At 50.8% G+C, this 21,283-nt stretch carries 20 protein-coding genes; 12 read left to right on the plus strand and 8 right to left on the minus strand.

The genetic code is table 11. The features are described 5' to 3' along the window. Both NZM04_10250 and NZM04_10255 read left to right on the plus strand, forming a co-directional pair. On the plus strand, nucleotides 1-293 hold a 293-nt coding region (locus tag NZM04_10250), incomplete at its 5' end, for a hypothetical protein (GenBank protein MCS7064395.1). 132 nt (nucleotides 294-425) lie between these two features. Then, nucleotides 426-1,028 carry a hypothetical protein gene (locus NZM04_10255; GenBank protein MCS7064396.1) on the plus strand — a complete coding sequence of 201 codons (603 nt, stop codon included), beginning with the start codon at nucleotides 426-428 and terminating at the stop codon, nucleotides 1,026-1,028. Here the strand turns inward: NZM04_10255 and trpB are convergent. Genes trpB through NZM04_10270 form a run of 3 tightly spaced genes read right to left on the minus strand, consistent with a single transcriptional unit; the run spans nucleotide 1,021 to nucleotide 4,464 of the window. Next, nucleotides 1,021-2,226: a tryptophan synthase subunit beta gene (trpB, locus tag NZM04_10260; GenBank protein ID MCS7064397.1), complete on the minus strand. Its 1,206-nt coding sequence runs from the start codon at nucleotides 2,224-2,226 to the stop codon at nucleotides 1,021-1,023. The two genes, NZM04_10255 and trpB, sit on opposite strands and share 8 nt — an antisense overlap. Further along, nucleotides 2,227-2,856 (minus strand): phosphoribosylanthranilate isomerase, encoded by a 630-nt coding sequence (locus NZM04_10265; protein ID MCS7064398.1) that lies wholly within the window; start codon nucleotides 2,854-2,856, stop codon nucleotides 2,227-2,229. It lies immediately after the preceding gene. 9 nt (nucleotides 2,857-2,865) lie between these two features. Next, nucleotides 2,866-4,464, minus strand: a complete 1,599-nt coding sequence (locus NZM04_10270) for a SurA N-terminal domain-containing protein (GenBank protein ID MCS7064399.1) — start codon at nucleotides 4,462-4,464, stop codon at nucleotides 2,866-2,868. Between the two features lie 88 nt (nucleotides 4,465-4,552). On the opposite strand from NZM04_10270, the gene NZM04_10275 reads away from it, so the two are divergent. Both NZM04_10275 and NZM04_10280 read left to right on the plus strand, forming a co-directional pair. After that, complete coding sequence (locus NZM04_10275; protein ID MCS7064400.1) at nucleotides 4,553-5,308, plus strand: tetratricopeptide repeat protein; 756 nt, start codon at nucleotides 4,553-4,555, stop codon at nucleotides 5,306-5,308. Then, the gene (locus tag NZM04_10280) at nucleotides 5,265-6,032 is read left to right on the plus strand and encodes a DUF721 domain-containing protein (protein MCS7064401.1); all 768 of its coding nucleotides are present in this window, start codon (nucleotides 5,265-5,267) and stop codon (nucleotides 6,030-6,032) included. The genes NZM04_10275 and NZM04_10280 overlap by 44 nt, the downstream gene beginning before the upstream one ends. A gap of 14 nt (nucleotides 6,033-6,046) precedes the next feature. Here NZM04_10280 and NZM04_10285 read toward each other — a convergent pair whose 3' ends face one another. Then, nucleotides 6,047-6,562: an NADH-quinone oxidoreductase subunit I gene (locus NZM04_10285; GenBank protein ID MCS7064402.1), complete on the minus strand. Its 516-nt coding sequence runs from the start codon at nucleotides 6,560-6,562 to the stop codon at nucleotides 6,047-6,049. Between the two features lie 85 nt (nucleotides 6,563-6,647). On the opposite strand from NZM04_10285, the gene NZM04_10290 reads away from it, so the two are divergent. Together NZM04_10290 and NZM04_10295 are read left to right on the plus strand one after the other, a co-directional pair. Continuing rightward, nucleotides 6,648-7,532, plus strand: coding sequence for a serine O-acetyltransferase (locus NZM04_10290; protein ID MCS7064403.1), 885 nt, complete (start codon nucleotides 6,648-6,650; stop codon nucleotides 7,530-7,532). A 15-nt stretch (nucleotides 7,533-7,547) separates the two neighbouring features. After that, complete coding sequence (locus NZM04_10295; GenBank protein MCS7064404.1) at nucleotides 7,548-8,738, plus strand: cysteine desulfurase; 1,191 nt, start codon at nucleotides 7,548-7,550, stop codon at nucleotides 8,736-8,738. Here NZM04_10295 and NZM04_10300 read toward each other — a convergent pair. Then, a complete protein-coding gene (locus NZM04_10300; GenBank protein ID MCS7064405.1) occupies nucleotides 8,725-9,294 on the minus strand; it encodes a UbiX family flavin prenyltransferase in 570 nt (189 codons plus the stop codon). The genes NZM04_10295 and NZM04_10300 overlap by 14 nt on opposite strands. Before the next feature lie 105 nt (nucleotides 9,295-9,399). On the opposite strand from NZM04_10300, the gene NZM04_10305 reads away from it, so the two are divergent. Beyond that, the gene (locus NZM04_10305; protein MCS7064406.1) at nucleotides 9,400-10,458 is read left to right on the plus strand and encodes a polyprenyl synthetase family protein; all 1,059 of its coding nucleotides are present in this window, start codon (nucleotides 9,400-9,402) and stop codon (nucleotides 10,456-10,458) included. Here NZM04_10305 and holA read toward each other — a convergent pair. Beyond that, nucleotides 10,447-11,547, minus strand: coding sequence for a DNA polymerase III subunit delta (gene holA / locus NZM04_10310; protein MCS7064407.1), 1,101 nt, complete (start codon nucleotides 11,545-11,547; stop codon nucleotides 10,447-10,449). The genes NZM04_10305 and holA overlap by 12 nt on opposite strands. 61 nt (nucleotides 11,548-11,608) lie before the next feature. Here holA and NZM04_10315 point away from each other — a divergent pair, with 61 nt between their 5' ends. From NZM04_10315 to NZM04_10325, 3 genes are all read left to right on the plus strand, one after another. Beyond that, the gene (locus NZM04_10315; GenBank protein ID MCS7064408.1) at nucleotides 11,609-12,097 is read left to right on the plus strand and encodes an HIT domain-containing protein; all 489 of its coding nucleotides are present in this window, start codon (nucleotides 11,609-11,611) and stop codon (nucleotides 12,095-12,097) included. A gap of 160 nt (nucleotides 12,098-12,257) precedes the next feature. After that, a complete protein-coding gene (locus NZM04_10320; GenBank protein MCS7064409.1) occupies nucleotides 12,258-12,980 on the plus strand; it encodes a hypothetical protein in 723 nt (240 codons plus the stop codon). A 22-nt stretch (nucleotides 12,981-13,002) separates the two neighbouring features. Further along, nucleotides 13,003-13,848 carry a DUF3108 domain-containing protein gene (locus NZM04_10325; protein MCS7064410.1) on the plus strand — a complete coding sequence of 282 codons (846 nt, stop codon included), beginning with the start codon at nucleotides 13,003-13,005 and terminating at the stop codon, nucleotides 13,846-13,848. Here the strand turns inward: NZM04_10325 and hemW are convergent. After that, entirely contained in the window at nucleotides 13,803-14,930 is a 1,128-nt protein-coding gene (gene hemW / locus NZM04_10330; protein ID MCS7064411.1) for a radical SAM family heme chaperone HemW, read from the minus strand. The genes NZM04_10325 and hemW overlap by 46 nt on opposite strands. Nucleotides 14,931-15,010: 80 nt before the next feature. Between hemW and NZM04_10335 the strand changes: the two genes are divergently transcribed. Further along, a complete protein-coding gene (locus tag NZM04_10335; GenBank protein ID MCS7064412.1) occupies nucleotides 15,011-16,276 on the plus strand; it encodes a DUF4912 domain-containing protein in 1,266 nt (421 codons plus the stop codon). A 96-nt stretch (nucleotides 16,277-16,372) separates the two neighbouring features. After that, nucleotides 16,373-17,161 carry a polysaccharide deacetylase family protein gene (locus tag NZM04_10340; GenBank protein ID MCS7064413.1) on the plus strand — a complete coding sequence of 263 codons (789 nt, stop codon included), beginning with the start codon at nucleotides 16,373-16,375 and terminating at the stop codon, nucleotides 17,159-17,161. Nucleotides 17,162-17,365: 204 nt separating this feature from the next. Here the strand turns inward: NZM04_10340 and smc are convergent, their stop codons facing one another. Continuing rightward, complete coding sequence (gene smc, locus NZM04_10345; protein MCS7064414.1) at nucleotides 17,366-21,049, minus strand: chromosome segregation protein SMC; 3,684 nt, start codon at nucleotides 21,047-21,049, stop codon at nucleotides 17,366-17,368. Nucleotides 21,050-21,283: the final 234 nt, after the last annotated feature.

The raw sequence follows: 21,283 nt of genomic DNA on the forward strand, positions 1-21,283 counted from the left end.
TGATGGAGCGGCATCGACCGATGCTTTCGGCTTGGCTTACGCATCTTGGGATCGAGCATGAGTCGGGCATTGCAACGGAGTTTCCTGATGGACAGCCTGCAGCGGAGGTGTTGGCGGAGGGAGTGGAAAAGCTTTTGAGAGATTTTGACGCTGAGGATGTGAAGATTTATCTGCGGGCGTTTTACGAGATTGATGAAGTGCATTGGCCGAATTTGGCGACGTTGCTTGAGTCTGAGCCGCGTCTTGCATGGTCTTCGGAAAAAAGCGCAGTGGGGAATGCAAAAGAGGGGTGAGGCCAGGCGATAAGTTTTTGTCACTTAACGAAAACTCTGTAGGGTAGTGTTATGTATATCCTGGCGAATACCAGTGGTTGGGCAGAGCTGATAATCTTGCTCACGCTGATTCTTCTTCAGTTGTTTGCTAGCATGGCAAACCAGAAGAATAGGAAGCAGCCGAGCAAAAATGCATCGGAGAAGCAGGCTGTGCCTCCCCCTCCTAGGAGAAATGCCCCTTCTGAGACTTTCTCTGAAGGTAAGAACGAGGATGCGGCAGATGAATTCGATCTGGACTCACTATGGGAAGCCCTAGGGATGGACCCGCCTAGAGCTCCAGATGAGGGTCCAGAGCGGGCTAACCCACCACCGGCTCAACCGACGCCTTCTCAGACTTCAAGCTCATCAGCTCCAGCGCCCAAGCCGACTGTGGTGATGCAGGCACCGTCGCCTGCTGCATCATCTCAGGCGCCTGCCAGTTTCCCTGCGGCGAAGTTGGAGAAGGAGACTGCGATAGAGGAACCTAAGCCTGTGCTCTCGGCTCTGCAAGTGGAGTTAGAACAGAAAAAGTTCGAGAGCGAGGTTAACGCGGTTCTACAGGGTGCAATGAAGATTTCTGGAGAAGTTTCTGTGCGTGATCCGGGTAGTTTACGTCCAGGTCGTGTGGATTTGAAAAAGTTGCTCCAAGATCAAGATGAAATACAGAAGGCAGTTATTTTATCAGAAATTTTGGGGAAGCCTGTGGGGCTTAGGTGAGCAAGCGCGCGGCGACTTGATCGACGTCTTTGTCACCGCGGCCTGAGAGGTTGATGAGGATGATATCTTGGGAGGTGAGTTGAGGAGCGATCTTGATGGCTTCAGCGACGGCGTGGGCGGACTCTAGTGCTGGGAGGATGCCTTCGGTCTGGGCTAAGGTTTTGAAAGCATGGAGCGCTTCTTCATCTGTGGCGTAGGTGTAATGAGCTCGTCCGATGTCTCGTAAATAGGCGTGCTCAGGGCCAACGGCAGCGTAGTCGAGGCCTGCTGAAATCGAGTGGGTGGGCTGAATTTGTCCGTAAGCATCTTGTAGAACAAAAGATTTTGTGCCTTGGAGAACGCCTAGGGAACCTCCTTGAAATCGCGCGGCGTGGCGGCCGGGAAGAATGCCCTCTCCACCGGCTTCAACACCGATGAGGCGGACATTTGGGTCGTTGAGGAAGGCGTAGAAGATGCCGATGGCGTTGGAGCCACCGCCAACGCAAGCGGTGATGGTGTGAGGGAGGCGCTGGGTTTGCTGAAGGATTTGTTCGCGGGCTTCTTCACCGATGACACGGTGAAAGTCGCGGACCATGGAAGGGTATGGATGTGCGCCATAGGCTGTGCCGAGGATGTAGTGGGTGTGGCGGACGTTGGTGACCCAGTCGCGCATGGCTTCATTTACGGCTTCTTTTAGGGTGCGTTGGCCGACGCAGACGGGGATGACTTGGGCGCCGAGGAGACGCATGCGGGCGACGTTGAGGGCTTGGCGTTGCATGTCTACTTCGCCCATGTAGATGGTGCATTCGAGGCCGAAGCGAGCTGCGACTGTGGCTGTGGCGACGCCGTGTTGGCCAGCACCGGTTTCTGCGATGACTCGGCGTTTGCCCATTCGAACGGCAAGGAGGGCTTGTCCGAGGGCGTTGTTGATTTTGTGGGCGCCGGTGTGGAGAAGGTCTTCTCGTTTGAGATAAATTCGGGCTCCGCCGAGGTGAGCGGTGAGACGTTCTGCAAAATAGAGGGGTGTGGGACGTCCGACGTAGTGGTGGAGGAGGCGGTTGAGTTCGGCTTGGAAGGCGGGATCTTGGCGAGCGTTGAGATAGGCTTCTGTGAGTTCTTGGAGGGGTGCGACGAGGGTTTCTGGGACAAAGGAGCCGCCGTAGGGGCCGAAGTAGCCTTGCCGTGTGGGTGAAGTGCTCTGCGAGGAGGGAGAGGGCATTTACGTTAACTTGGCAGCGGCTTCACGAGCGGCAAGGATGAAGTCGCGGAGTTTGGCGGGGTCTTTTTTTCCTGGGGAGGATTCGACACCGGAGCAGACGTCTATGCCGAATGGGCGGACGGTGGCGATGGCTTCTGCGACGTTGTCTGGGGTAAGTCCTCCGGAGAGTATGACTGGGAGGGGGCTTTTTTGCACGAGCTCTCGGGCGAGTGTCCAGTCGCCTTTTTTGCCAGTGCCTCCGTATTGGGAAGAGGGAGTGTCGATCAAAAGAGCGGTTACGGGATAGTCTAGGGTGGATGAGATTTCTGAGGCTGAATGAATGGCGACAGCCTTGATGACTCGCCGAGGATGTAAGGCGCGGCAGAAGTGGGGTGATTCGTGGCCGTGGAGTTGCCAGAGGTCGAAGGGGAGATATTTTTCGATGGTTGTGATTTGTTCGTGGGTTGGGTTTACAAGGATTGCGGTGAGTGAAATGAACGGTGGGAGTGTTTGAATCCAGGGTGCTGCACTTTGGATTGATAGGGAGCGGGGGCTAGGCGGGAAGAAATTAAAACCGAGTGCATCAGCACCTGCATCGATGGATGTGAGGGCATCTTGAGCGGAGGTGATTCCGCAAATTTTGATGCGCATGGCTGTGGGTTAAGAGGCAGGTGTGGGAGGTGGGGGTGTGAGGTTTTCGCCTGGTGTGGGGGATGGAGAGAGGGGATTTGGAGGGGCTTGCCTTAGGAATGCGGGTAGGCTGTAGCCTTTGGTGGTGAGTTTGTTTTGGATCCATTCTTGGAGGAGTTGTTGTTGTTTTTGGGAGAGGATGGTGTCTGTGAATTGTTTTTTGAAGTCTTCGAGTTTGGATGGATCAGCGGGTTCACGTTTTTTTAAGTAGGCGATGAGTTGGCCATTGGGTGTGGATACAGGGGAGCTTAGTTGGTTAGTTTTGAGGCGATAAGCGAGGGATAGGAGAGATTGGCCGATGGGATGTTTGAGGATTTCGGCTTCTTGAATGGGGGCGAAAGGTTTGATGGGTTCAGCTTTGAGGTTGAGGCTTTTGAGGGCTTCGGGCCAAGATTTGCCTTCGGTGAGTGCGGAATTGAGTTTGTTGTAGATTTCTTGAGCTTGCTCGCGGGCTTTTTGTCTGGCGAGGCGTTGTTTGATTTGGGAGACGACTTTGTCTTTGACTTCGTTGAGTGGGCGTAGGGTGCTAGGTTTTTCTTCGGCTAGAGCGATGACTAGGAAGTCGTCGTTGACTTGGATGACGTCGGAGGTGGGGCTTTCTTGGGAGAGTCGGAAGGCGGTGCGAACGAGGGAGAAATTGGATGGGATTTCTTTCGGGGATTGTTCTTCGGTGAAGAAGGATGTGGTGATGAGGGTGAGTTGTTTTTCTTTGGCGAGTTCTTGGATGGTAGGTGGGGTGTCGGAGTTGGGGCGTGGGGTGATGAGAGCGAGGGCGAAGTCGGATGCTTCGTTGCGGAGGGCACGGAGAAGTGAGGCTTTTTCGGAGTCAGGGAGTTTTTTTTGCTCTGGGGTGAGCGACCATTTTACGGCATGAATTTTTCTTTGTGCAGGGGTGCGGTAGTCGGGGTTGTTGGGATTTTCGTTGTATTCTTTTTGAACTTCTTCTTGGGAGGGGTTGATGGAGCGGGCGTGGTCAGAATCTTTAATTTCGATAATTTCGAGGTGGACGAGTCCGTGGGTGCGTTCGAATTCTTCGTTGATTTCTTGTGGGGTGAGCTTGAGTCCGGCGGTGAGGGCTTGTCTGAAGGCTTCGATGAGGAGATCGTCTTTTACAGATTGAAGGAATTTGCTTTCAGAGATGCCTAGGGAGCCTAGGAAGTTGCTGACAAAGTTTTTGTAGAGTTGTGGATCATATCTGCCATCTTTTTGGAAGGCGGGCATGGAGGTGAGGTGATTGTGTGAATCTGCGTCGGGGATTTGGATGCCGAGTGCGCGGGCTTCAGAAATTAGGAGGAGACGGGTCCAGGCCATTTGGGCGATTTGGTCGTTGAGACGGGAGTGGCGGGGCAGTTCGCCGTTGTTGTTGAGTCTGAGTCCGATTTCGACAGCTTGTTGGGCGTTGGTGAAATCTTCGAGGGTTACTTTTTTCCCTGAGATTGTGCCGAGGTCAGGTTGCGCTAGATGATGAAAAGAGGGGATGGTGGTGGGAACAAGAAGTGCAAGGGCCAGCAGGATGAGAATGATCCAGATGGCGGTTTTGAATTGGCCGATGAATTTTCCGAGTAGCATAGTGGGCTGTGTTAAATTTTTGATATGGTTATGAAGAGGGGTGTCTTGTGGTGTTGACAGCGTGGGGCAGTAGGATAACTATGCCGCCATGAGTAGTAAAGTTAGCCATCATGTTGGTCGACTGGCTTGTATTTTGGCGACGTTGTTTGCCAGCTTACTGTTGCATGGGCAAGACAAAATCGTGCGAAAGGGTGGGCAGGTGTTGGAAGGCAAGATTATCAAGGGGGACGCTCAGACTGTGACGTATACCTCAGGGGGTATGACGGCGCCGGTGTTATTGAAGGAAGTTGAAAAAATAGAGATGGTGCCGCCGATAGATTTGAGTGCCGTTGAGCTTCGCGCTGATAATGTGAGCGAAGTGATCCAGCGACTCAACGATGTGATTAAGGATTTTAAGGGTTTACCTGTGGATTGGGTAGCAGAAGCAATGGCCCTGCTTGCGGATGCTTATCAGGCGAGTAACCAAAACGACAAGGCTAATGCCATCTACGAAGAGATGCGTCAGCTTTATCCAAATCAACCGCAGTTTCTCCTGAAAGCTAACCTAAGCGCTGCGAAGAGTGAAGTGCGACAAGGCAAAACTACTGAAGCCCTTAAGCTTATCTCGCCATTGATTGAGGAGGCTTCGACGACTCTCAATATCTCTGATCAAAAGGCCTCTCTTTATGCTGAAGCGCACTTAATTCAGGGAATGATTTTTGAGCGAGAACAGAAACTCCACGAGGCGCTACAGGCTTACGTGAAGGTCTATACTCTTTATCCTCAAGGCGCACAAGCAGCAGCTGAAGCTCGAGCTGCTGTTGAACGACTTCGCGCCGATCATCCAAAACTATACGCAAAGTGATATTGCGGTGGAAAAGGTTCTTCGTGCAAAAAGGGATGAATTAAAAACCTATCGGCTTTTAGGTTTGTCTCGAATTAGGAAACAAGTGGCTCGGCAGCCTTCCTCATCGCGGGGAAGGTTGATCGGGGGCGAGTTACCTGACCGTCCTGCTCTGATCGTGAATAATTCAGAATACTGCTTAGCTTGGCAGCAGGCTCTAGAGGCTGTTCGGGCCAAGTATAAACAGACTCCTTTGGCGACAGCTTTCGATACAACTTCTCTTCATGCTGAGATCGAGGAGGTCGCCTATCAGTTGCTACTGAGAAGATACATGGCTCAGTCTAGTCTTAGGCAAGTATGTGAAAGATATGGCGTGGATGCGCAATCAGCGAATCGTGTGTTGGATGAGATCTATGAAAATTTTGAAGAAACACGAAGTGAAACTCCCTGTGCTGCCACATACCCTGCGTATCGAGCGGCTATAGTTGATGAATTGTTGACTCGCATCCGAAACCGCAACGATCGAAGCTCTGCAAATATATCAAAAGCTTGGAGAGAAATCATAGGGGAGGAACTTTACCGCCATTCCACGATACAGTTGTATGCTGATAAAGATGCGGTGTTAATTATCCGTGCTTCAAATTCTGTCGTTGCGCATCACATCAGGCAGATAAAACATCATTGGCTACCCAAGCTAGAGGAAAAGCTCGGCTTGAAGCTAAAGAGATGGATTATCCGAAGCTGAGTTCGGATGAGGGGTTATTTATTAGCCCATTTCTTGATCGGGCGCTGCATCACTCCGCCGAGTTCGTATAATTTTGCCTTGTTGTGGATCATCTCAGATCTTGAAAGACCCGTGATTGCGTAGTCCTGTCTCAGAAAAATAGCCTCTTCAGGACAGACTTCTTCGCAAAAACCGCAGTAGATACAGCGTGTCATGTCGATGAAAAATTCCTTAGGAGCCTTTTCCACTTTGGCGTAGGGAGAATCGTGAGGAATCTCGCCGGGAATGATGGTTATTGCGCGTGGGGGGCAAATAAATTCGCATAGTTGGCAACTCACGCACTTTTCACGTCCCTCTTCATCCTTGACGAGGGTGGGGGCGCCCCGATAACCGGGCGGTAAACTCCATTTTTGTTCTGGGTATTCAAGCGTTACTTTAGTTTTTCCTATAATTCGGAGGAGCAGATGCTTCAAGGTGATTCGCAACCCTGTGAGGATTGCCGGTAGGTAGAGTTTCTCATACCATTTCAAACTGGGGCGAGCGATGACCATAGTTTAATCATACTTTGAATTCAACTGCTGACAAACGCTTTTGGAGCATTGTTCTATTTGCGATTCTTAAGTAATTTGAAGAGATATGGAACTTGAATCACTTGTAGACGCCTTTCTGGACTCATATGCAGAGCATGGAGGCATCAACCACATCGATGGCATTAATCTTCCATCAAAAGCGAGTATCGCGAATATTTTGGAAAATCTGCTCCATCTTCTCATGCCGGGATTTTGGGGAGATACCATGGAGAACACGGATGGATTGCCACAATATACCCGGAATCAACTCAAAACCATCGTCACACAACTGAGTGCTGAAATTGAAAAAAGCCTTGAGTTCGCTCCTGTGGCGGGTGTGCGGACACCAGAGGTCGTTTACGCTTTTTTTACGCGTTTGCTTTCTCTGCGTCCGATTCTTCAAAAAGATGCTGAAGCTGCCTTTAATGGGGATCCGGCAGCGACGTGCATTGAGGAAGTCATTTTGGCTTATCCTGGATTTGAGGCTTTGGCGGTGTATCGCATCGCGCACATTCTATATGAACTTCGGGTGCCGCTCATTCCTCGAATGATGACGGAATGGGCGCATGGGCGCACTGGCGTGGATATTCATCCCGGCGCGCGGATTGGAACATCTTTTTTCATGGATCATGGGACTGGAATCGTGATTGGGGAGACTTGTATCATAGGCGATCGCGTTAAAATTTATCATGGTGTTACGCTCGGCGCGCGCTCCACATCGGGGGGACAACGTTTGCGTGGAGTGCAGCGTCATCCAATTATTGAAGATGATGTGACAATTTATCCTGGAGCAACGATTCTTGGTGGAGATACTCGCATAGGTGCGCGTTCAGTCATAGGCGGAAACGTCTGGCTCACGCATAGCGTTCCGCCTGATAGTTTAGTGACCTTTCATACGCCGGAGCTATTGATTCGCTCACGTCGTGAGGAAGCGATCACTTGGGAAATATGAGGTGCTCCTCTGCGCATGCGACGGATTTATCTTGATTACAATGCGACAGCGCCGCTCTCGCCCACTGCCGAGGCAGTTCTAGCTAAGTGTGGGGGGCGTCTTCCGCAATCTTCCTCTTACATAAATTATTTTCCAGCTTTCAACGCTTCCAGCATGCATGCTGAAGGGCGAATAGCTCGGGCATGGGTTGATGAGGCACGTTGGCGAGTAGCACGGTGCCTTGGAGTCCAGCCTCATGAGATTGTCTTCACCAGCGGTGGCACAGAAAGCAACAACCTGGCTATTATTGGTGCAGTCTTAGCAAGATTGAGAAATTCTGCTGTTGGTCGGCTTTATGTTATGACGTCTGCGATCGAGCACCATTGTGTGTTAGCGTCGTGTCAGTGGTTGCAACGTTGGTTTACCGTGAAGACGGATTTTATCCCGGTAGATCAGACTGGGATAGTTTGTGCAGAAAAGATTGAGGACGTATCGCCGCCTTATCCGCTGTTGATCAGTGTCATGGCAGCGAATAATGAAATCGGCACGCGACAGCCTGTGGAGAGGATTGGTCAGTGGACTCGAAAATATGGCATTCTGTTTCATGTCGATGCTGTCCAACTGGCGGGACGCGAGTCGCTCAAAGCCATCTGTCAAAACGCTGATCTTGTGTCTTTTTCTGGTCACAAAATTGGAGCTCCACACGGGACAGGTGTGCTTTACGTCCGATCGGGTGTGCCTCTGGAGCCGCTTATAATTGGAGGCTGGCAGGAATTAGGCCGAAGAGCGGGGACAGAAAATGCCGCTTCTCTATTGGCTTTGGCAGCGGCTTTGGAGGCGGCTGAAGCAGATATGCAGGGTGAGTCAAGAAGGCTCTTTGAGCTTGTCGAACGCCTCTGGCAACACATCGCTCTTTTGCCTAATGTGCGCCGAAACGGGCATATCACCCAACGTATTGCTAATACTTTGAACGTTACTTTTTTGGATCTTGATCAGCAGACTTTGTTGATGGCGCTGGATCTTGAGGGGTTGAGTGTTTCGAGCGGATCGGCTTGTGTGGTGGGGACGTGGCAGCCCTCGCATGTTCTGGCAGCTTTAGGTTACTCTTCTGAGGGCGCTACGGTGCGATTTTCACTTGGAAAAGAGACTTCTGAGGCTGATGTAGAAGAGGCTGCTGAGCGGGTGAAAAAAGTGGTGAATCGACTTAGATCCATCAATCTTCGCTAGTGGAGCGGCAATCACGCCAACGTCTGGCGACGTCGTTTTCGATGCCGAGGTGGTCTAGGATTCTTGCTACGACGGTATCTACGAGTTCTTCAATGGTCTTTGGATGGCCATAGAATGAAGGCATCGCAGGGATAACGTCAGCCCCAGCTTCGAGTAATGTCACGATGTTGCGCGCTTGCACTAGGTTCCAAGGAGTTTCGCGTGGGACGAGGATTAGACGTCTTCTTTCCTTTAGGAATACATCTGCTGCTCGTGTGATGAGTGAATCGGCGTAGCCATGAGCAATTCGTCCGATCGTTCCCATTGTGCAGGGGGCGATGATCATGGCATCGAAGAGGGTGGAGCCGCTGGCGAAGGGGGCTTGCATGGAGCGATCGTTGTGTTTTTTGATGTTTTCGGGAAAACGGAAGCCGCCTAACTCTTCTTGGCCGACCTGCAAGGCATAAGGGCTGCAGACGACGTGAAGTTCGTGCCCTTCTTTGTGGATTAAGTCTATTAGGCGTTGTGCGTAGAGAGCTCCACTGGCGCCGGTGATGGCAAGAACGAAGCGTTTCATTCTGGGTGAGCATAGATTTTCTGGCTGGAAACTGCAATCGCAGGACTATTGACAATACTTTACTGGTGAGTTTATTTAGTATTAGTGAAACTAATAGATATTTTTTTGTCGCCAAAGCCCAACGGGGTGGAGCGATCCTCGCACGATCAGCCTAAATTGGATTTATCTCGTGAATATTTACTTGTGGCTGAAGCTTTGCAGGAGGTTGAGCAGCTAATTTTCTCTCAGGCTGAGGAATTTGATCCAGCCGTGGCGGGTTATCTGGATTCGATTTGGAGAACTAAAGGCAAGAGGCTAAGGCCGGCGATTACGCTTTTTAGCGCTGGCACGATGGGGGGGATAAGTCCTGCTCACATAAAGTTGGCGATGATAGTGGAGTTGATCCATCTGGCATCTTTGGTGCACGATGATGTGATGGATCATGCGGAGTTGCGGCGTGGAGTGTTGACAGCTTATAAACGGTGGGGGGCAGAGATTGCTGTGCTTTTAGGAGACTGTCTTTTTGCGCATGCACTGAAATCTTGTGCGGATCTTCCTCCGGAAGCGGCGCGTGAAATTGCTTCTGCTGCTAATGAGGTTTGTTCAGGTGAGATTTTACAAACACAAAGGCAATTTGATTTAAATTTGGATTTGGATCAATACTACAAGATTATCGGGATGAAAACGGCTGCGCTTTTTCGAATTTGTGCGGAGCTATCAGCAGTGCTTCACGGCTGCACTGCTGAGCAGCGGTTTGCGATGCGGCAGTTTGGGCAGACGTTTGGGGTAGCTTATCAGGTGTATGATGATTGTTTGGATTTTTTTCACGTCGAGAATGCGACAGGGAAAACTGCGGGGACGGATATAGAGGAGGGGAAAATTACTCTTCCGTTGTTGTTGATGTTGCAGCGTGTCGGGGAAGGGGAGCATCAGCGAATCTTTGGCACGATCTTGCATGGCTCGCGACGTGAGAAGCAGAGGCTTTCGGAGAGGGTGTTGAATTCTGATGCGATGAGTGATGCCGTGATGGTGCTTGAGAATTTATTTGCACAGGCACGTGCTCAACTGGCTCATTTTGGATTTAATCCGTATCGGCAAGCTTTGGAGAGCATAACGAGGAAGATTGTTGCGCATTTGGTTGAGCTTTTGAGGTGTAGCCGGTCTTCGGCGTTATCAGGCACATAGCTCGATGACGAGGAGCTGTAGGGCTTCTTCCTTGTCTATAGTGCCTCGGAGCATTTGGAGATAGGTTTCGTAGAGGCGCTCGAGCGATTCGACCCATCGGCGTAGTGGTTGCCTTTTGGCGTGACGGGCTGCAGATCCGAGTTGGAAGGGGCTGATGGTCTCACCGGATTTTTTTTTGGGTAGATAAATTTCGGCTTGTGGTTCGAGTATAGCTTGGGCGAAATCGCCTTTAGGGATGAGGCGCATCAGTTTTTCCTCGAGTAAAGCTGCACAGAGGGTGACGGTGCGGAGCTGTTGAGCGAGGATGATGAGGATGCCGATGTCGGATTCTTTTTGCAGGAGGAGTTGGCGGAGAAGATCGAGGGCATCAGCTTGACGTTTAGCGAGCACGGCGTTGCAGAAGTCCCAGACTACGGCTTCGCGTTGGCCGAAGACCATTTCACGGGCATCGGCGAGGGTTACTTGGTGGCGGTGTGGGCCGATGTAGAGGAGGAGTTTTTCGGCAGCGGATTGGAGGGCGTGAGTATCTATGCCGAGGGCAATAAAGAGATACTCGCAGACTTCTTCGCTTGCTTGGAGGCCTTTTTCTTGGAGGATGTCGGAGATCAACTTTTGGATTTCGAAACGGCTGAGTTTTCTTGGGTCGGGCTCGTCATGGATTTCAGTAGTGGCGAGTGTGGAGAGGTGTTTGTAAGCGGATCGGCGTTTGTCAACGCCTAGCGCGCTGATGATGAGCGTGACTTCGTCGAGGGAGGCTTTGCTTAGGAAATCGACAAAGTGGTCTAGAGCTGTTTGGACGCTTTCGTAGCGGGCAAGTGGGCTATCATCCATGAAATTGACATTTTTGAGCCAGACGACTTTTTCGCCACCGAAGAAAGATCGTGTAAGGATGCTTTCTTGCGTTTTTTTTAGGACTTCAACAGCTTCTTCGCCGCTTTTGCTCAGGATTCGGCCATCGAGGATCTCGACATTCATGGGGTCGTCGATTTTCAGTTGATCGAAGAAATGTTGAGCGGCTTGTTGGACTTTGCCGTGATCGCTTCCTGCAAAGAAGTAGATCTTGGATGAGGAGGATCGGGGGCGGGACATAAGGGGAGGTCTATTTAAAGTGTATCTTGTGGAAAGCTGAAAGGGTGTCAAAGTAAACTGTATGGAGCATCTCTGGGCACCATGGCGTCGGCAGTATGTGGAGAAGGGACGTGAAGATAATTTGTCCGATACGTTTGCGGTAATTGGGCAATCGTTGGATGATCGGGAACATTTTGTGTTGAGTCGGTCGCGTGCGGGCTATGGGGTTTTGAATCGTTATCCTTACAACACAGCGCATACGTTGGTAGTGCCTTATCGCAAGGTGGCGCAGATCGAAGATCTGAGCGAGGCGGAGTGGTCGGATCTGACGCGGTTGATGTTGCGGATCAAGGGAGCGATTCAGAGAGTATATCAGCCGGATGGCTTTAATATCGGTATCAATTTAGGGTCGGCCGCTGGCGCGGGAATAGAGGAACATTTGCACATTCATCTGGTGCCACGTTGGAGGAATGATGCCAACTTTATGACGACAGTTGGAGCGACGCGCGTTCATCCGAGCGCGTTAGAGGAGGTTTGGCAAGCGCTGAGGGGCGTGTTAGAATCGAGCTAGAGGAGAATTTAGGAGAACTTAGAGGCAGGAGGAATGCACGATGAGAACAAGGATAAGGGGCTCTGGGAGGGGGAAGGGGCGACGTTTGCGCGAGTATGAGTTTGTGGTTGAGGGGAAAGGTGTGAGGAGAGGTTTTTGTAGAGTATTTTTTATAAGCCTCGTGATGTGCCTGGGATGGAATCCGAGTGAAAAGGCTGCGGCAGCGGATGACGTGGTAGTGGCTATGCGGGAGCAAGGAATGTTGTATGTGGATACTGTGGATCCGGAGATTCGACCTGCTGTGATTCTCAATCAACCTTTGGCAGTCTATATGTCTAGGGATTTGCGAAATTTATTGGCGGTGTTGCCGGTGGAGACGCGAGTGGAAATTGTGGCAGTTGAGGTGGCGTATTTAGATGAGGTGGTGAGGCAAGCTAAGGAGAGTGCGGAGCAGGCTCGCGGGAAAGGAGTTTATTTAGTGCGAGCTGAAACGCCTGATCGCAAGGTGGAGGGGTGGGTAAAAGGGGAAGCGATGCCAAAATTAAATCGCGAGGTGATTGAGGCTGCGATGGCAATAGAAAAGCGGCGAGTTGAAGTGGAGGCGGCTATTGCGGCGAAGCAGGTTGTTGAAGGGATGACGATGGAGGAAGTGCGGTTAAGTCTGGGCAAGCCGGATCGGGTTTCGTTTCGACGAGAGACGGGTGAAGATCCGAAGCGAATTGATGTGTGGGTATATGTGATTTACGAACGCGTTTTAAAAACTCGGACGGTATTGAATCCTTATGGAATTCCTGTGATTGAGACCTATTATGAGAAGGAAGCGGTGGGAGAGCGAATAGTTGAGTTTGTAAATAATGCAGTGGTGGCTGTGGAGGAGCACAGGGACGTGAAACGCTGGAGGTAGATTGAGTTTTGGAAAAATGCGAATGCCTCTTGGATCAATGTTTTTGCGGTGGGGAATGTGCGGGATGTTTTTCTGTTTTTGCATCACTTGGGTTCAGGCACAGCGTGCTTTGAGCAATGCGCATGTGCCTTGGGTGAATGGTGAGGTGCTTATTTATGATGTGAAGTGGGGTTTAGTGAAGGCGGCTGAGGCATTATTTAAGGCGGAGGATTTGGGGGATCGTTGGAAATTTAGTCTCAATCTGAAGACTGTTGGGTTAGTTGATGCGTTTTATCCTGTGAATTCCCGCTTTGTTTCGATAACGGAAAAAGGATATTGGCGGTCGATGGGTTATTTTGAAGATCGGAACGAGAATCGCCGCGTGCGGCGAACTAGTAGCACAGTAGATTACTGGAAGAAAGTCGGGGTCTTTCTGAATCAGACTACAGGCGAAAAACGGATGTTTCGTTTTAAGCATGAAATTTTGCATGATTTGGGATCGGTGTTGTATGGGACACGCCTTGCTGACTGGGAGCGTGCGGGAAAGCGGAGAGTGTGTGTGTATGAGAGAGGCAAGATAAAGAATGGATGGATATATTTTGAAAAGCGTGTTGTAGAGAGTGTTGCAGGGTGGCCTAAACAGCGATTGTGGTGTCTATATGGAGAACCTGAGCCGGATAGTGATGGCAAAGTCCGGGGGAACGTGCGGATGTGGTTAACTGATGATAAGAGGCGGATACCTCTCTATGCTCGGGTTAAATTTCGATGGGGAACCTTCGAAATAGAGCTGAAGGAAGCTTTTCCGTATGGATTAGTTAATTATGAGCGAAATTTGGGGGCGTCTCAAATTAAAGCTAGGGCAACGGCATCAGCTACTAAGCGGCCTTGAGGCGTCAGAATAATTCTTTTATCGGGAGTCACATCTATAAGTTTTTCTTGAAGCAGCATTTCTAGCTGCTTTTCATGAATGTGGAGTGTGGGATCATTTATGTTAAGCCCGTTTCGAGTGCGCAGCCCCAAAAGAATTTTTTCTTTTCTGAGTGTATCATGGTTTAGGACTTCAATATCTACCTTTAGTTCATTTAAGTCTGAAGCTACAGATGGGCTTGTAAGCTTTTCGATGTAGCTATCAGTCGAGGGTATGTTTTTCCAACGTTTATTCCGTATGGTGGAAACTGCGCTTGGGCCGAAGCCTAGATAATCACATCCATTCCAATAAGCTTGATTATGCATGGATTCGTATCCTTGGATGCTAAAGTTGGATATCTCATAGGGTCTGTAGCCGCTTTCGGACAGGATTTGATAGGTCAACTGAAAAAGCTCCGCTTCTAAAGCTTCGCTGCGCGTAAAAGTTCCTGTTTTTAAAGCCTCAAAAAACGGCGTGTCTTCTTCGTAGGTGAGAGCATAAGCTGAAATGTGCTCGGGTTGAAGTTCCACGGCTTGTGTAAGAGAATACTGCCATGCTTGTGTATCCTGGCCAGGTAAGCCAAAAATGAGATCAAAGTTTACGTTAGTAAATCCTATTTCTCTTAAAATCCGAATGGTCTTTTGAACGTCTTCAGGTTTATGTTGTCGTCCCAAAAGTTTGAGCTCCTGCGCATTCAGAGATTGCACTCCCAGAGAGATACGATTAACGCCTGCATCAAACCAAGCTAAAGCCTTTGATGGGGTGACTGTTGCTGGGTTCACTTCGATGGTGAACTCCTGGAGACTTCCTGATTGTAAATAAGTTTTCCGAAGGGTATGGGCAATTTTGTGGAATAAATCCACTGACAGGAGCGATGGGGTTCCTCCGCCAAGAAAGACCGTTTCCGCCTCTCCTGGGTAGATTTGATAGGTTAATTCTATTTCCCTGCAGAGAGCTTCCACGAACTTAATGTGTTTTTGGCGGCTGCCTCCGTGCACATAAAAATTGCAGTAAGGACATACTTTTGCACAAAACGGGATGTGTAGATACAAATGCCGGACCATTTCGAAGCTGTTTACGCGGGGTTTCTGGTATCAGTAAATTTCTGCTTGGAATTTTGACAGTTATTACTAAACCCTTGCGTATGAAACAAGATCCTAAGAAATCCGAAGGCAACAAGACAACTTCATCGCGCCGTTCAGCATCTAAGCTATCAAAAACTACAAATGGTGCTAACGGCAAGAAATCTGCTGATAAATCTCAAGTCCCTCCCGTATCAGGACCATCTCCGAATGAGCCAGTTTTAGCAGAACTCGACGATATCAGTCTTGAAGCGTCGCCAATTGAAGGTGATCCGAATGTCGCTAAATTTGTCCTCACTCAAGAAAGACCTGAGTTTCATCCTACTCCTGCGTATGAGTATCTTGGTGAATTGCCGCATACTTACGGAAGCCGCACGCTTTATTTAGTTGCGCGGGATCCGCATTGGCTGTATGCATATTGGGATCTTTCATCGGAACAATTTCGCGAAGTCCAACAACAAGCCCACGATGGAAAGGTCTTCTTGCAAATTTATTTTCAAGACGGGACTTTAGCTCAACAGATTCACATTTTCGAGCACGTTAAAAACTGGTATATTTACGCCAACGCACCGGGGCGATCGTTTTACGCTGAGATTGGCTCCTATCGGCACGACGGCAGCTTTCAGGCAATCACGCGATCTGGGATTGCTTATGCTCCAAGGGATACGATGAGTCCGAACACTGAGGCGCGTTTTGTGACTCTTCCCTTTCACATTAGTTTTCAAGAGCTTTGGCAGATTTTGGCTGGTCGGGGTCGGGAAGGGGAAGAGCTTCTCGAGATCTTGGCACGCATTCAAGAGGAGGGTGGAGAATTGCCGTTCCCTTATCCAGGGGCTATTCCTGGGACGGGGCGTTGGGAGGGCGATTGGTCAGCGATGGGAGCGGTGTTGATCCGTCATATCCGTATGGGCTCAGATGTGATTCAGGAGGTGACGCATCGCCCGAGAATGCAGTGGGCAGGCCTTCCGACCTCTGGTTCTTGGCCGACGAGTCCAAGTAGTGAGACCTATCATTCGGCTTTTCGCAGTGGTCCGCGTCAGTTTTTCATGCATGTAAATGCTGAGTTGATTATTTATGGAGGCACTGATCCGCGGGCGCGTCTGCAGATCGAGGGGAAAGAGATCACGATGAATCCTGATGGGACATTTCGTTATCATTTCACATTTCCTGATGGGACGTATTACATTCCGATCAAAGCTACTTCTCCAGATGGGCTCGAGACAAGGGAGGCTGTTCTTTCATTCCTTCGAATGAGTTATTACAAGGGGCAAGTCGATGCGACTGCTCAGCCTCCGTTGCGAGAGCCTATTGGCAAGATTCCTGCCTGATTGTGGGTCTTGGGCGACGGATTTTTTCTAAGCGAGGTTCTTCCCCGGCGTCTTTATTTTCTTGCTTTGTAGGATTTTGTGTAATAGGGTAGTTTTATGACGCGTCGGGAGTGGGTCAAAGCGACTGTTGCGGCTGTTTTAGGTGCGACCCTTTTCCCTTGGAGGGATTCTTTGGCTCGGTCAACTAAGCCTCTTGCTAAAAAGGGCGCGTCTCTGCTTGAGGTTCCTGAGGGGTTGGAGCCGTTTTTTGTTAATAGTGGTCCGGGCTATGGTCGGCGTATTGCCTTGACGTTTGATGATGGGCCATGTCCTGGGGTGACCGATGTGATTTTGCGTGCGCTTGAGAGGCGGAATATCCAGGCGACATTTTTTATGATTGGGCGTCGGGTGCAGGCGGCGCCGTCTCTGGGGAGAGAGGTGGTGGCGGCTGGCCATGAAGTTGGCAATCATACGCTGAATCACGTTCCGCTTTCGCAATATAATTCTCAACGGGTGTATTACGAGATTGCGCGTTGCCAGGATATTATTGAGGATCAGCTTCGGGTCTCTCCGCATTGGTTTCGGCCGCCTTATGGGGCGTTTCGGCGGAATCAGGGTCCGATTGCTTTGTCGCGGTATCTTGGGATTGCCTTTTGGAATGTCGATCCGCAAGATTGGCGGCGTCCTGGGGTTTCGAAGATTATTAATACGGTTGTGTCGAAGACGGAGCCGGGGTCGATTATTCTTTTGCATGATATTCATGAGCAGACTGCTGAAGCTGTTGAGCCGTTGTTGGATGAGTTGATGGATTTGGAGTTTACTTTTACGACGATGACGCGTTTTCTTGGGTTGCCGTATCCGATTATTCCTAGGGCTATTCCGGTGTCGCCTGATGTGCCGATTTGAGTTTTTCTGCGGGTGTGGGTGGGTTGTTTGTGTTGTTGTTTTTTTGGAGTGTTGGAGTGGTTGTTGGGGGTTAGAAGGCTGGCTGGTTAGAAGGCTGCCTGGTGTGGCGTTAAAGGGGGGGATGTGGGGAGTTGGAAGGCTGGGTGTTTAGGGTTCAGTGGGTTTGTGATTGAGTTTTGTGGGATTTGTGTTGGGTTGAGGGTTTTAGTTTGGTGAAGAGAGCAGGGGGTCAGTGGGTGTTGTGCGACGAGGTGTGGCTTCGTGGGGTGGGGAGGGGGCGGGGTGTGGATTTTCTGTGTGTATCTTGAGGGAGAGGATGCGCGAGATGCCGCGCTCGTGCATGGTGACGCCGTAGACGACGTCTGCGGCTTGAATGGTGCGTTTGTTGTGTGTGATGACTATGAATTGGGAGTGCTCGGTGAAGTTTTTGAGGATGGCGATGAAGCGGTCGATGTTGGATTCATCGAGGGGGGCATCCATTTCGTCGAGGACGCAGAAGGGGCTGGGTTTGACTTTGTAGAGGGCGAAGAGGAGGGCTAGGGCGGTGAGGGTTTGCTCGCCGCCGGAGAGGAGGGTGATGGATTGAGGTTTTTTGCCGGGGGGTCGTGCTATGATTTCGATGCCGGATTCGAGGGGGTCTTCGTGTTGGAGTAGTTCTAGGTGGGCTTTGCCGCCGTTGAAGAGTTGTTGGAAGAGGGATTGGAAGTGGGTGCGAATTTTTTCGAAGGTTTCTGTGAAGAGTTTTTGGGTGGTGAGGTTGATTTCTGATATGGTTTGGAGGAGTTGTTGTTTGGATTTGAGGAGGTCTTGTTGTTGGGCGGTGAGGAAGTTGTAGCGGTCTTGGAGTTCTTGGAATTCGGTGATGGCTTCGGGGTTGACGGCGCCGATGGCTTGAATTTTTTGTTTTAGGTCTTGGACTTGGGTTTGAATTTCGCTCCAGGGTGTGGTGTTGAGTTCTTCTTCGGAAAGAGGGGTGAGCTCGTCGAGGGGGGTTTGGTAGGTGGTGAGTATTTTTTCTCGATGGTTTTGGAGGTGGATGCGGGCTTCGGCGAGTTGGATTTCGTGTTGGTGTTGGTTGTGTTGAAGGGATTCGAGTTCGTTTCGAAGGCGGAGTTGTTGTTGTTCACGGGTAGAGATTTCGTTCTGGAGTGTGTGAAGCTTTTGGGTGATGTCTTGGATTTGTGTGTGGTATTGTTGTGCGTGATGTTGGGCTTGGGTAAGGTCGCGTTCGGCTTCTTGTATGGCTTGGGAGGCTTCTTGGATGGTTGCGTCGTGATCTTTGGTTTCGGAATGTCGGGTGTGGAGGAGGGTTTGTAGCTCTTCTAGGCGTTGGTGGGCAGTGTGGATTTGGTTTTTGAGGGAGAGGTGTTGTTGCTCGAGGGATTGTTGCTGGATGAGGGCAGCGGAGAGGCGGTCGCGGGCTTGGGTTTCGGTTTCTGTGAGTTGGAGGATTTGTTGTTCTAAATTTTGGAGGGCGTCTTGGGATTGTTTGAGGGCCTGGGTGGCTTCTTGGAGTTGGGTTTGGAGGGATTGTTCTTGTTGGTGGTGGGTTTGTTGTTGGGAGAGGAGGTGGGAGATTTCGCGGTTGTAGTCGTCGCGGCGTCGGGAGATTTCTTCGACGTCGGATTGGGCGTTATCGTGGTCGGCTTGGGCTTGGGCATGGTGGAGGCGAGCTTCTTGGAGTGTGGTGCGGGCAAGCTCTAGGTTGTGTTGAGCTTGTGTGTGGAGGGCGCGGGCGTTGATGAGGGAGGCGTCGAGCTCGGAGAGGGTTTTGCGTTCTTCGGCGATTTCGAGTTCGAGGCGACGGATTTCGTTGCGGCGGATGAGGACTGTGAGGGCGGCCTGTCCTTTGTCTGCGCCGAAATGGACAAGGCCTGTGCTATCAATGAGGACGGAGCCATCTTGGAGGGCGATGAGGGCGTTGGGGTGTTGTTTTTTGATTTCTTGGGCATGTGCGAGGTCACGGGCGACATGGGCGTGGTGGAGTAATCGATGGATTAGTTGAGTGACTGGGGGAGGGGCTTGGGGGTCGGTTTGGACGAGGTGAAGGGCGGCAGTGTCGGGTAGAGGTGATGGGGGAGGGGTGGAGGGGATTTCATGGATGAGTGCGAGGATGAGATGGGTTTTTTCTGAGAGGCTGAAGTTGTTGCGGAGGGTTTCGAGCGCTGTTGAATTTTCAATGAGTAGTGCGTGTAGGGCGTGACCTAGTAATGTGGCGATGGGTTTTTCTGAGCCGGGGTGGACGTGGATGTAGTCGCTTAATGTGCCTAGGATTGGGAAGGGGAGGCGGCCTTCTTTGTGTGCTTTGAGGATTTCTTGGGCGATGGGTGAGGTTTCGGAATGACTGGATTCGAGTGTGAGGTAGGCGGAGAGTTGGCCTTCTTTATTTTTCAAATTTTGTTGGAGTGTGCGAGTTTGTGCTTCGAGGGATTGGAGGGTGTGGAATTGACGGCGTTCGGTTTCTGAAGCGGCTTGTAGGGAGGCTTCGGCTTCTTGGACGCGTTGATGGGCAAGGGTGAGGCGATCGGAGTGGTTACGGCGTTGAAGGTCGAGCTCTTGGAATTGGAGCTCGAGTTGGGATTGTTGATTGCGGAGGGATTCGAGGCGGAGACGGGTTGTATGATGGAGGGCTTCGAGGCGGGCGAGCTCCCTACGAAATTGGTCTATGTCCTGGGAGGTGCGGAGGATTTCTTGGTTGAGTTTTTGTTTTTGGGTGTGAGCAGTGCGGAGTTGATTTTGGATATCGGAGAGGTGTTGGTTTTCGAGTTGGGTTTGGTGGCTGGCAGATTGGAGGTGGCCGAGGAGAGAGGCTTCTTGTTGGCGAAGGGAGTTTATCGAGTTATGAAGGTTGTGAATTTTCTCCTCAATGGCTGCGATCTCAGATGTGGTGCGTTCTTTCCAGGAGAGAGCTTCGGAGTGGCGCTGGGAGAAGAGGTGGTGACGTTGTGTGGCCTGTTCGGCACGTGCGATGGCTGCGGAGTGGAGGTGTGAGAGCTCGCGGTGATGGGTCTGTGTATTTTGAAGAGAAAGGCGAAGTGATGCGAGCTCGGATTCGAGATCTGAGAGGTGGCGGTGGAGTTCGTTTTGTTTTTGGGTGTTTTTGAGGATGAGGTCTTGTAAGGAGCTGATGGTGTCGGAGAGCTGTTGGTAGTGGCGGCGGGCGAGTTTTAGCTCGAGCTCTTTGAGGAGATTGTAGTGTGATTGATAGCGGAGGGCTTTATTGGCTTGGCGTTGTAAGGAGGAAATTTGACGGCGGACTTCTTCGATAATGATCTCTAGGCGAGCTAGGTTTTCTTGTGTGGACTCGAGTTTTCTTAGGGCTTCCTTTCGTTGGGTTTTGTATTTTGTAATACCGGCTGCTTCTTCAAAGACGATGCGGCGTTCTTCAGGTTTGGCTTGGATGAGGTGGGTTATTTTGCCTTGCTCCATGATGGAGTAGGCAACTCGGCCGATGCCGGTGTCCATGAAGAGTTGATGAATGTCGCGTAGGCGGCAAGGGGAGCGATTAATTTCGTATTCTGATGAGCCGTCTCGGAAGAGACGGCGTGTGACGCGGATTTCGTGAAACGAACCATGCAAGGTCGGCTCACAGTCAGTAAAGGTGAGGGAGACTTCTGCGAGGCTGTGGGCGGGGCGGGAGTCGGTGCCAGAAAAGATGATGTCGGGCATAGACTGGCCGCGCAGGGCTTTGGCGGATTGTTCTCCTAAGCACCATCGGATGGCGTCGAGGATGTTGCTTTTGCCGCAGCCGTTGGGGCCGACTATGGCTGTGATTCCTCGGGGGAACTCGAGGTGGGTTTTATCGGCAAAAGATTTGAAGCCGATTAGTTCGATGGATTGGAGACGCATGTAGAGGGGCGATTTACCCCCAAAGATTTGGATTCTCAAGGATGAAAAGAAATACGTTTTTTTGAAAGGAAAAGGCCTTGGACTGTGGAGATCCAGGCCTTTGTTGGGATTGGAAGAGAAAATTAATGGGAAATTTACTGCGGTGCGGAACCGCCTACGTTGCTTTGGGTGAGGGCGAAGTCGGCGGCGGTGATGGAGCCGTCGGTGTTGATGTCGTAGCGGAAGTTGGTGTTGTTGACAGGTTGGTTGAGGTTGGATTGGATGAGGCTGAGA

Source organism: Candidatus Methylacidiphilales bacterium, assembly GCA_025056655.1.
Taxonomy (GTDB): Bacteria; Verrucomicrobiota; Verrucomicrobiia; order Methylacidiphilales; family JANWVL01; genus JANWVL01.